This is a genomic window from Spirillospora sp. NPDC048823 (assembly GCF_043198445.1).
In the GTDB taxonomy this organism is placed as follows: domain Bacteria; phylum Actinomycetota; class Actinomycetes; order Streptosporangiales; family Streptosporangiaceae; genus Spirillospora.
The window spans coordinates 76,223-87,495 of the sequence record NZ_JBICUT010000002.1; the positions used below are offsets into that span (position 1 = coordinate 76,223).

The window sequence follows — 11,273 nt, forward strand, 5'->3', positions numbered from 1 at the left end:
TCCTCCATGAGGAAACCCATCGGCTCCGAGCGGAGCCCTGAGCAGCGCCCCGAACAGGGGATCACGGGGGAGCCCGGTGCGTCACGGGGTGAGGGGTCGGCCCAGCCGGGCGAGAGGGACGCCACGCCGTTGAGCACCGTGGTCCGGGTCCGCTCGCTGCTGCCCTCGCTGCCCCCTGCCGAACGACGCGTCGCACAACGCGTCATCGACGACCCCGAAGGGGTCGCCAACTCCACCATCACCGAACTCGCCCAGGCCTGTGGCACCTCGGAGACCACGGTCATCAGGTTCTGCCGGGCGATCGGGTTCCATGGCTATCCAGAGCTGCGGCTGACCCTCGCCACCGAGGCGGGGCGGGCCCAGAGCGCCACCGGCGGCCGGGTCATCGGCAGCGACATCAGCCCCGACGACTCACTCGAACAGATCGTTGAGAAGGTGACGTTCGCCGATGCCCGGGCCGTCGAGGAGACCGCCGCCCAGCTCGACATCAAGATGCTCGAACAGGTCGTCGACGCCGTCGTCGGCGCGGAACGGGTCGACGTCTACGGCGTCGGCGCCAGCGCGTTCGTCGCCGCCGACTTCCAGCAGAAGCTGCACCGGATCGGACGGGTCTGCTCGGCATGGGCGGACGCGCACATCATGCTCACCAGCGCCGCGGTCCTGGCCAACGGTGACGTGGCGATCGGAATCTCGCACACGGGCGCGACGGTGGAGACCATCGACGCCCTGGAAGTGGCCAAGAGCAGGGGGGCCAAGACCGTGGCGCTCACCAACTTCCCCAAATCCCCGATAGCGGAGGTGGCGGACCTGATCCTCACGACGGCGGCGCGGGAGACGACCTTCCGCTCCGGCGCCACCGCAAGCCGGCTGGCTCAGCTCACGGTGGTCGACTGCCTCTTCGTCGGAGTGGCGCAGCGCACCTACGGGCCGACCCGCAAGGCTCTGGAAGCCACGTTCGAGGCGGTCCGCGGGCGGACCGTGCGACCCGACCGGAGGCGTCGGTGATCGATTGCGAGCTCCCCACGGAGGGACGCAACCCCCGGACCCTCGACGTCGACACGCTGCCGACACTGGAGGTACTGCGCCTGATCAACACCGAGGACGCGACCGTGCCGATGGTCGTGGCCTCCGTCCTGCCCGAGGTCGCCCGGCTGGTCGACATGTCGGTCGACTCGCTGCGCGCGGGCGGACGCGTCCACTACTTCGGCGCCGGCACGTCGGGCCGGCTCGCGGTGATCGACGCCGCCGAGCTGCCCCCGACGTTCGGCATCTGGGGCCGCGTCGTGGCCCACCACGCCGGCGGGTCCGGCGCGCTGTCCCAGGCGATCTCCGATGTGGAGGACGACGTCGAGCTCGGCCGCCGGGACGCGCACGAGGTCCAGTCCGGTGACGTCGCCGTCGGCATCGCGGCGAGCGGCCGCACCCCCTATGTGGTGGGGGCGCTGCGCGCCGCCGCCGAGGCGGGCGCCCGCACCGCGCTGATCAGCTGCAATCCGCACACCCCGTACGCGGACGAGGTGGAGGTGCACATCGGCCTGGCCACCGGACCGGAGGTGATCAGCGGGTCCACCCGGATGAAGGCCGGAACCGCGACCAAGCTGGTGCTCAACTCCTTCTCCACCACGCTGATGATCAGGATGGGGCGCACGTACTCCAACCTGATGGTCAGCGTGAACGCACTGAACTCCAAGCTGCGCGCCCGGCTGGTGCGCATCCTCACCGAGGCGACGGGCATGGATGCTCGCACCTGCGAGAACGCGTTGACGGAAGCAGGGGGGAACACCCGTGTCGCGCTGGTCTCGCTGCTCGGCGAGGTGCCGGCGGCGCGGGCGACGATGGTGCTGGAGGAAACCGACGGCGGCGTACGGGAGGCTTTGCGGCGGTTGTAGACGGGTGCGGCGGCCCGGGTCGCCGCGGGCCGGTGGCGGCCGGGCGGTAGAACGGGATTCGGGGATTGGGGGTGGAATCGCCTACGATCGGGGCCGTGACCGTCAAAGCTGTGATCACCGACTGGGGTGGCGTCCTGACGTCCCCGCTGGCCGACGCGATCGACGTCTGGCTCGCCGCCGACCGCATCGACGTCGGGCATTACAAGAACGTCATGCGCGCCTGGGTGAAGCAGGCGTACGACGGCGCCGGGACCAACCCCATCCACGGGCTGGAGGACGGCTCGATGGCCGTCGCGGAGTTCGAGCGGCTCCTGGCCGCCGAACTGCTCACCGTCGACGGCGACCCGGTGGAGGCCGCCGGGCTGATCGCCCGCATGTTCGGGGCGTTCTCTCCCGTCGAGCCGATGTACGACGCGCTCCGCTCCGCCCGCGCCGCCGGCACCCGCACCGCGCTGCTGTCGAACTCGTGGGGCAACGACTACCCCCACGACCTGTTCTCCGACCTGTTCGACGCCGTCGTCATCTCCTGCGAGGTCGGGATGCGCAAGCCCGACGAGCGGATCTTCCGGCACGCCCTCGACCTGCTCGGCCTGGACGCCGCCGAATGCGTGTTCATCGACGACATCGAGCACAACATCCGCGCCGCCGAGCGGCTCGGCATCCGCGGCATCCACCACACCGCGCCCGACATCACGATCGCCGAACTGCGCGAGCTGAACCTGCTGCCCTGACGCCCGGCGGGGCGGCGGTCTGGCAGACTTGCTGACCGTCATGCGCGTCTACCTGCCGTCCACGCTCACGCTCCTCGCCGGCGTCCACGCCGCCCGGGAGATCGGTCCCGCGCCGCTCGCCGCGCATGCGGTCACGCCCGCGCTGCGCGAGTGGTACGCGGGCGGCGACCTGGAGGAGCTGGAGTACGCGGCGCTGTCCGCCGCCGCCCGCGCCTCGCTGCGGCTGCTCGCCGCCGACCCGTCCGCCCCGCGCCGCCGCGTCGTGCTGGCCGCCGAGGTGCCCGACGACCTGGTCGCCTGGGCCCGCGGCGACGCCGGGGTGGGCAGCGGCGACCGCGCGCTCGTCGAGGTGTCCGCCGCCGTCCCGTGGAAGAAGATCGCCTCCGGCCATGTGGACGACGCGGACGCCGCCGCCGGCATCGCCGCCGCCGCGGACGCCCTCCCCGCCGCCGACGCGGGCGACGACGACGCCCTCTTCACCGTGGACGGCGCCGAAGGCCACGAACTCCTCTGGTACGCCACGCAGGAGTTGCCGCACCTCCTCGACTGACGGGCGGCCTCGGCTGACGAGTGACCCGGGCGGCCTGGGCGGCCTGGGCCGGCGGGCAAATCGCGTGGGGCGGCATTTCGTGGGGTGCGGGCGGGTAGGTCCCCCGGCAGATCGGACAACGCCGTCGGATTCGCAGGGAGCCGTCAGATGGACGCCGTCACCACCGTGCCGGTACCGAGGAACGAACCCGTCAAAAGCCACGCGCCGGGAAGCCTCGAACGCGCCGCGCTCGAAGCCAGGATCAAGGAGCTCGGCGGCGAGCAGACCGAGCTGACCATGACGATCGGAGGCGACCGGCGGATGGGCGCCGGCACGCCCATCGACGTCGTCGAGCCCCACAACCACGGGCACGTACTCGGCCGGATGGGCAACGCCACCGAACGGGACGTGGCCGAGGCGATCTCGGCGGCGCGGGAGGCGGCGCCCGCGTGGCGGGCGATGGCGTTCGAGGACCGCGCCGCGATCTTCCTGCGCGCCGCCGACCTGCTCGCCGGGCCGTGGCGGTCCACGGTGAACGCCGCCACGATCCTCGGGCAGTCCAAGTCGGTGCAGCAGGCCGAGATCGACGCCGCCTGCGAGCTGATCGACTTCCTGCGGTTCAACGTCGCCTACGCGGAGCAGATCCACGGGATACAGCCGCTGTCGCCCCCCGGCGTGTGGAACCGGCTGGAGTACCGGCCGCTGGAGGGCTTCGTCCTCGCCATCACCCCGTTCAACTTCAGCGCGATCGCCGGGAACCTGCCGACCTCGCCCGCGCTGATGGGCAACGTCGTGGTGTGGAAGCCGTCCCCGACCCAGCAGCTCGCCGCGCACCACACGATGCGGCTGCTGGAGGCCGCCGGCCTGCCGCCCGGAGTGATCAACCTGGTCACGGGGGACGGGCAGGCCGTCTCGAACGTGGCGCTTCGCCACCCCGACCTGGCCGGGCTGCACTTCACCGGGTCGGCCGGCACCTTCCAGAACCTCTGGCGGACGATCGGGGAGAACATCTCCGGGTACAGGGGCTACCCGCGGATCGTCGGCGAGACCGGCGGGAAGGACTTCGTCGTCGCGCACCCGTCCGCCGACCCGGCCGTGCTGAAGACGGCCCTCGTCCGCGGCGCCTTCGAGTACCAGGGGCAGAAGTGCTCCGCCGCGTCCCGCGCCTACGTCCCCCGTTCCGTCTGGGACGCGATCCGCGACGAGTTCTGCGCCGAGACCGAGTCCCTCACGATGGGCAACGTCGCCGAGGACCTGTCGCTGTTCATGGGCGCCGTCATCGACGAACGCGCGTTCGCCAAGCACCGCGCGGCGATCGAGCGGGCCCGCGGCATCGGCAGCATGAAGATCCTGACCGGCGGGGAGCTGGACGACTCGCGGGGCTACTTCGTCCGGCCGACGGTGCTGGAGTCCCTCGACCCCACCGACGAGATCTTCACGAAGGAGTACTTCGGCCCGATCCTCGGCGTGCACGTCTATGACGACGGCGACTACGGCAGCGTCCTCCACCAGATGGAGAGCGTCTCCGAGTACGGCCTGACCGGCGCGATCATCGCCGAGGACCGCGCCGCGGCCGCCGCCGCCACCGAGGCGCTCCGGTTCGCCGCCGGCAACTTCTACATCAACGACAAGCCGACCGGTTCGATCGTCGGGCAGCAACCGTTCGGCGGCGCCCGCGGGTCCGGCACCAACGACAAGGCCGGCTCGGTGTTCAACCTCACCCGCTGGACGAGCGTCCGCTCGATCAAGGAGACGTTCGTCCCGCCGACCGACCACCGCTACCCGCACATGGACACCTGACGGAGCCCGCGCGGCGGCATGGTTGCGGTGGGCGGGCAGGAGGCCGGACGATAAGCTCGCCCCGCCGCTTCGGCGGGGCGGGCCGGTGCCGGGGCGCCGCCCGTCCAGGTTCAACCGACCGCGCATGGGAACGGGATGTCGACGCTGAACCGTCTGGTGCTGTGGAACATCGATCACACCCTGGTCGACGTCGGGCGGGTCACCCGGGACGCCTACGCCGAGGCGTTCCAGCGGACCATCGGCCGCCCCCTCGTCCGCCTCGCACCCACCCCCGGCCGCACCGAATCCGAGATCATCTTCGAGACCCTCGCGTTCAACGACGTGGTCACCACCGACGATCACCTGGCGGCCTTCTTCGACGCGCTCACCGAGGCGTTCGCGACCCGCCGCGCCGACCTGCGCGCCGACGGCCGGGTCCTGGCCGGTGCCCGCGAGGCCGTCGAGGCGTTCGCCCACGTCCCCGGCGTCGTCCAGTCCGTGCTGACCGGGTCCCTCCAGCCGAACGCCTACCTGAAGGTGACCGAGCTGGGGCTCGGCGGCCGCCTCGACCTCGATGCCGGCGGCTACGAGAACGGCGTCTACAGCAAGGCCGCCCTCCTGGAGCTCGCCCGCACCCGCGCCGGCGAACGCCACGGCACCCGCTATCCCGAATCCGCCACCGTCTACATCGCCGACTCGCCCCGCGACGTCCAGGCCGCGCACATCGCCGGCTCCCCGATCATCGCCGTCGCCACCGGCAGCGCCACCGAGGCCGAACTCCGCGCCGCCGGCGCCGAACGGGTCCTGGCCACCCTCTCCGACACCAACGCGGTCGTCGGCGCCGTCGCCGACCTCACCCGCATCTGAACCACCGGTTTCCGGCGGCGCCGCCTTTCGCGGCGTCGGCGGGGCCCCTGGCCATGTGTGGGCGGCGGATGATCCGGGGCGGCGGTGTGTGAGGATCCGGGATTGCGCCGGGCGGGTCTGTGACCTGCGATGGGACGCGGCACAAGGCGTATCGGCATGCGGATCGGGGAAGTTGCGCGGTGTGCGCGGCGGGGCCGATATTGGGAGGGCCGCGCCCGGGGCGCGGCGGGGAGGGAGAGAGATGACCCGTGAGGTTTCTGAGGGTTCGGCGCTGTGGGAGCCGTCGGACGAGGTCGTCGCGAACGCGCGGCTGACCCACTTCGTCCACTGGCTGTGGGACCGGGGCGTCCTCACGGAGACCTACGACGACCTGTGGCGCTGGTCCGTCACCGAGGTCGACGCGTTCTGGGACGCGATCTGGTCGTATTTCGAGGTCGTCGGCGAGCGCGGTGACGGCCCCGTCCGGGCGGGCGGGCCCATGCCGGTGGACGGGCTGACCTGGTTCCCCGGCGCGACCCTCAACTACGCCGCGAACGCGCTGCGCCGCGCGGAGGACACCCCGGACGAGACCGCGGTGATCTTCCGTTCGGAGGCGGGCGGGCACCGCATGCTGTCCTACCGGGAACTGGCCATGCACGTCGCGGAGGTCCGCGCGGGTCTGGCCGACCTGGGCGTGGGCCGAGGGGACCGGGTCGCCGCCTACCTTCCGAACATTCCCGAGGCGCTGATCTGCTTCCTCGCCACGGCGTCGCTCGGCGCGGTCTGGTCGTCGTGCTCCCCGGACTTCGGCGCCTCCTCGGTGGTCGACCGGTTCGCGCAGATCGAACCGAAGGTCCTCATCGCCGTGGACGGCTACGCCTACAACGGCAAGCGGTTCGACCGGCGTGAGGTCGTCGCCGAGATCGAGGCCGCGCTGCCGGGCCTGGCCGCCACCGTGCTGATCCCCTACCTCGACCCGGCCGCGACCCCGGACGGCCTGCGGGTGGGCATGCACTACGGCGACCTGCCGCGTCCCGGCAACGACACGCCGGTGTTCGAGGACGTCCCGTTCGACCATCCCCTGTGGGTCGTCTACTCGTCCGGTACCACCGGCCTGCCCAAGCCGATCGTCCACGGCCACGGCGGCGTCGTCCTCGAACACCTCAAGGCCCTGTCGTTCCACCAGGACCTCGGCCCGGAGGACGTCTTCTTCTGGTTCACCACCACCGGCTGGATGATGTGGAACTACCTCATCGGCGGCCTGCTGGTGGGCTCCACCATCGTGATGTACGACGGCGCCCCCCTCGACCTGTGGACGCTCGCCGCCGACAACGGCGTCACCTACATGGGCGTCGGCGCGCCCTACATCACGGCCTCGGCCAAGGAGGGCCGCCGCCCCGGCGAGGAACACGACCTGTCGGGCCTGCGCGGCATCGGCTCCACCGGTTCGCCGCTCCCGCCCGAAGGGTTCGCCTGGGTGTACGACGCCGTCGGCAAGGACCTCCTCCTCGGCTCGTTCTCCGGCGGCACCGACCTGTGCACCGGTTTCGTCGGCCCGTCGCCTCTGCTGCCTTTGCGCGCCGGCGTCATCCAGTGCCGCGGCCTGGGCGCCAAGGTCGAGGCGTTCGGCGACGACGGCAAGGCCGTGGAGGACGAGGTCGGCGAGCTCGTCATCACCGAGCCCATGCCGTCCATGCCGGTCTTCTTCTGGAACGACGAGAACGGCGAGCGCTACCGCGAGTCGTACTTCGACATGTACCCGGGCGTGTGGCGGCACGGCGACTGGGTCAAGGTCCTTCCGGACGGCGGCTGCGTCATCTACGGCCGTTCCGACTCCACACTGAACCGCGGCGGCGTCCGCATGGGCACGTCCGACTTCTACCGCGTCGTCGAGGCGTTCGAGGAGATCACCGACAGCCTCGTCATCGACACCGGCCGCCTCGGCCAGGAGGGCCGCCTGCTCCTCTACATCCAGCTCGCCGAGGGCGCGTCCCTCACCGACGAGCTGCTCGGCGGCCTCAAACGCGAGATCCGCTCGTCGCTGTCACCGCGTCACGTCCCGGACGAGATCCACGCCGTCCCCGGCATCCCCCGCACGCTGTCGGGCAAGAAGCTGGAGGTCCCCGTCCGCAAGATCCTCCAGGGCACCCCGGTCGACGAGGCCGCCAACCGCGACTCCATGGCCAACCCCGAGGTCCTCACCCACTTCACCCCGTAGGACCTACGCCGTCCAGGGCTTCCACCGCTCGGTGTCGATCTCGAAGCCGAGCGGGTCGGGAAGCTTGATGACCTCGCCGAACTTCCAGGTGTGGAGCGGCTCGTACGTTCCCGCCTGGATGTCCGGCTCACCGTAGAGAGTGATCGCCGGCATGCGGGGGTCGCGATCGACGAGAAGGTAGAACGCGATGCCCGATCTGGCGTAGGCGCTCCACTTGGTACCCGGTGCCTGCACAAGCCGCGGCGGCCGGTCGTAGCCCGCGTTGGACGGCGAGGTGATCTCAACGACCGCTTCTACTTCGTGGGGCAGCACATGCCTGCGGTCCTCGTCATCGACCTTCTGGGCGAACTGCTTGTCCATGATGATGAGGTCGGGGACGTACCCGTCCTTCACCGGTACCAGGTTCAGTTCATTCGTCTGCACGGAGTCCCAACGGAACTCCGGATCAGCCGTCTCCGCTGCGTACATGGCGCGGTCGATGGCCTGCACCACGCGATTGTGGCGGAAGGCGGGGGCGGGTGACACGACGATCTCTCCTCCGATGACCTCGACCCGGCTGCCGTCGTTCGGAAGGTGGAGTTCGTCGGCGAGTTCACCCCGGACCCACAGGGCGTACGGGGTGTCCGAAAGCGTGTAGTACTTGGCGACTGCGACGCCCATGACACTGTGCTCCCTCTTGGCGACGGATGGTGACATCGTACGGGTGGAGGCGGCACCAGCGTACCGAGAACGCCGGCATTCAGCCGGGGCGGGAGGCGGCGTAGGCGAGGATGTCGCGGCGGCGGTAGAGGCGGCGGACGCGGCCGCCGCCGAGGGGCTCCACCTGGGCCGGCTCGGGCCAGCCCGCGGGTGGACGTTTCGGGTAGACGGTGACGCTCGTCTGGGCCAGGCCCAGGATGCGGGCGGCGTCGGCGAGGGTGACGAGGTCGTCCGGGTCTTCGTCCGAAGGACGTTCCTCATACGCGGTGAACCAGGCCGTCCATGCGGCTTCGTCCCAGTAGAGGGCCTTGCCTGACCGGTGTGCGACGTCGGGGTGGCCGTTGGACGCGCGGCCGGCCCAGAGCTCCTTGAGGCGGTGGCGGCTCACGTTGTGGCGTGCCGCCAGCTGGTCGCGGGTGACCAGGCCCGGCGGGACGTCCCCGGTGCGGCGGGCGGCGTACCAGCGGTCCCAGGCGCCGGCGTCCCAGGCGAGCTGGGAGCCGACCGTCCCGGCCGGTTCGGGGTGGCCGTTGGACGCGCGCTCACGGAACCACTTCTCCAGCGTGCTGCGTCCCAGCCCGTGCGCCTCCATGAGTTCGGCGCGGGTGTAGACGCGGCGGCCATCGAGCATCGTCATGGCGTCAAGTCTCGCTTGTGTGACACGTTGGTCGGTCGTACCGCTGGGACATGTGACGGCATTAGGGTTGGTCCCCCGGCCAAACGGGTCCGAAGTGAGCGGTTGGTCAGATCACGCCGTATTGACGCATGACGGGGTGAACTTCCCATGGGTCTCGGGCGTCACACTTCGGAGGGTGATCCGGGCCCGTGGCAGGCCGGGGCGGCGACGGGTCGATCAAGAGAGGGACGGTTCGACGCATGGAGGTTGGGGCGCTGCGGTCCGGTGACCCGGATCGGCTCGGTTCGTACGCCCTGATCGGCCGGGTCGGCGAGGGCGGCCAGGGAACCGTGTACCTGGGCACCGACGAGGACGGCCGGCAGGTCGCGATCAAGCTGCTGCATGCGGAGCTGACGTCCGACGACAAGGCACGCGCCCGGTTCCTGCGGGAACTGGAGGTCGCCAAGCAGGTCGCGCCGTTCTGCACGGCCCAGGTGATCGACGCCGACGCGGACGGCGACCGCCCCTACATCGTCAGCGAGTACGTCCGGGGACCGTCGCTGAACCAGCAGGTGCTGGGGGACGGCCCGCTCGGCGGCGCGGCGCTGGACCGGCTCGCGGTCGGCACCGCGACGGCCCTGTCGGCGATCCACCAGGCGAAGATCGTCCACCGCGACTTCAAGCCGCACAACGTGCTGATCGGCCCGGACGGCCCGCGGGTCATCGACTTCGGGGTGGCACGGGCGATCAGCGGCGGCACCACGCTCACCAGCCGCGTGATCGGCACCCCGTCCTACATGTCGCCCGAGCAGATCGGCGGCGACGAGGTCGGGACGCCGTCGGACGTGTTCTGCTGGGCGGCCACACTGGTGTTCGCGGCGACGGGGGAGCCCCCGTTCGGCCAGGACACCATCCCCGCCGTGATCAACCGGATCCTGCACGAGGAACCCGACCTCGGCGACATGGGCGGGCCGCTGCGCGACCTGGTGCTCGACTGCCTGGAGAAGGACCCCTCGCACCGGCCGGCCGCGCGGCAGGTGCTGATGCGGCTGCTCGGTCATGAGGAGGCGTCCCCGGCGTCGGCGTCGGCCGGTGTCCCCGCCGACGCGCGCGCGTCCGGCGGCACCGACGCGACCGCCATGCTCGCCGCCGGTTCCGTCCGGGCCGCGGAACTGGGCGACGAGGACGAGGTGTTCGAGCCGGACCCGGTGTTCGGCGACGACCCCGTCTTCGAGGACGAGCCCGCCTTCGGCGACGACCCGGCCTTCGGCAAGGAGCCCGGGTTCGGGCGACCGGCGGCCCCGGCCGCCTTCCACGGCGCGGCGGCGGACGACCGGGACGGTCACGGGCGCGGCGCCCCCGGCCTGGACGGCACCGACCCGAGGGGCTTCGCGGCCGGACCACTCCCGACGCCCGCGGACTGGGCCGCCGACAGCACACAGCCCGGCGGCCTCGCCGACGGCGGAGGCGGAGGCGGCCTGCGGCGGACGTTCGCCGGTTCGGGCCGCTCGGCCGTGCTGGCCGGGGCGGCCGCGCTGGCCGTCGCGATCGTGGTGATCTCCTCCGTGCTCGTCCTCAGTGCCGGCGACCGGGGCAAGGCGGGGCAGAAGGTCAGCGACCCGAGCGCCCCGCCCTCGTCGTCCGTCGCGCCGAGCACATCGCCGCCGGCGACGAGCGAGGAGCCCGTCGAGCAGAAGCCGGTCGCCCCCTCCTACACCCCGCCGCCCGGCAGCGAGACGCCGACGGAGAGCCCGTCGCCGTCCACCAGCCCCACCTCGAGCGGTACGCCGACCGGCCCGACGACGTCACCGACGAATACACCGCCGCCCGGCGACGATCCGCCCCCCGATACGGAAGAGCCGCCTCCCGGGGACGACCCACCGCCGGACCCGGATGACCCCGGCACCGGTGGGGGCACCAGCCCCTGACGCCTCCTTCGCCGATCGGAGCCGGCAGACCGTCGGAA

The 11,273-nt window shown here is 71.7% G+C and carries 10 protein-coding genes; 8 read left to right on the plus strand and 2 right to left on the minus strand.

Annotation, left to right across the window (positions count from 1 at the left end):
- Positions 1-6 precede the first annotated feature (6 nt).
- The 7 genes from ACGFK0_RS04065 to ACGFK0_RS04095 all read left to right on the plus strand — a co-directional run bounded on the left by ACGFK0_RS04065 (position 7) and on the right by ACGFK0_RS04095 (position 7,992).
- Complete coding sequence (locus ACGFK0_RS04065) at positions 7-1,005, plus strand: MurR/RpiR family transcriptional regulator (RefSeq protein ID WP_392899800.1); 999 nt, start codon at positions 7-9, stop codon at positions 1,003-1,005.
- Positions 1,002-1,889, plus strand: coding sequence for an N-acetylmuramic acid 6-phosphate etherase (locus tag ACGFK0_RS04070; protein ID WP_392899803.1), 888 nt, complete (start codon positions 1,002-1,004; stop codon positions 1,887-1,889). Before ACGFK0_RS04065 ends, ACGFK0_RS04070 begins: the two co-directional genes overlap by 4 nt.
- Positions 1,890-1,984: 95 nt before the next feature.
- Complete coding sequence (locus ACGFK0_RS04075) at positions 1,985-2,620, plus strand: HAD family hydrolase (RefSeq protein WP_392899806.1); 636 nt, start codon at positions 1,985-1,987, stop codon at positions 2,618-2,620.
- Positions 2,621-2,660: 40 nt separating this feature from the next.
- The gene (locus ACGFK0_RS04080) at positions 2,661-3,170 is read left to right on the plus strand and encodes a DUF6912 family protein (RefSeq protein WP_392899808.1); all 510 of its coding nucleotides are present in this window, start codon (positions 2,661-2,663) and stop codon (positions 3,168-3,170) included.
- Positions 3,171-3,317: 147 nt separating this feature from the next.
- Positions 3,318-4,949 (plus strand): L-glutamate gamma-semialdehyde dehydrogenase, encoded by a 1,632-nt coding sequence (pruA, locus tag ACGFK0_RS04085; RefSeq protein ID WP_392899811.1) that lies wholly within the window; start codon positions 3,318-3,320, stop codon positions 4,947-4,949.
- A gap of 135 nt (positions 4,950-5,084) precedes the next feature.
- On the plus strand, positions 5,085-5,795 hold the full coding sequence (locus ACGFK0_RS04090) for an HAD family hydrolase (RefSeq protein WP_392899814.1): 711 nt from the start codon (positions 5,085-5,087) through the stop codon (positions 5,793-5,795).
- Positions 5,796-6,036: 241 nt separating this feature from the next.
- Positions 6,037-7,992, plus strand: a complete 1,956-nt coding sequence (locus ACGFK0_RS04095; RefSeq protein WP_392899817.1) for an acetoacetate--CoA ligase — start codon at positions 6,037-6,039, stop codon at positions 7,990-7,992.
- Between the two features lie 3 nt (positions 7,993-7,995).
- Here the strand turns inward: ACGFK0_RS04095 and ACGFK0_RS04100 are convergent, their stop codons facing one another.
- Complete coding sequence (locus tag ACGFK0_RS04100) at positions 7,996-8,652, minus strand: Uma2 family endonuclease (protein WP_392899819.1); 657 nt, start codon at positions 8,650-8,652, stop codon at positions 7,996-7,998.
- A gap of 79 nt (positions 8,653-8,731) precedes the next feature.
- Entirely contained in the window at positions 8,732-9,328 is a 597-nt protein-coding gene (locus tag ACGFK0_RS04105; RefSeq protein ID WP_392899821.1) for a hypothetical protein, read from the minus strand.
- 239 nt (positions 9,329-9,567) lie between these two features.
- Between ACGFK0_RS04105 and ACGFK0_RS04110 the strand changes: the two genes are divergently transcribed.
- Positions 9,568-11,235, plus strand: a complete 1,668-nt coding sequence (locus ACGFK0_RS04110; protein ID WP_392899823.1) for a serine/threonine-protein kinase — start codon at positions 9,568-9,570, stop codon at positions 11,233-11,235.
- The last annotated feature ends 38 nt before the right edge of the window (positions 11,236-11,273 follow it).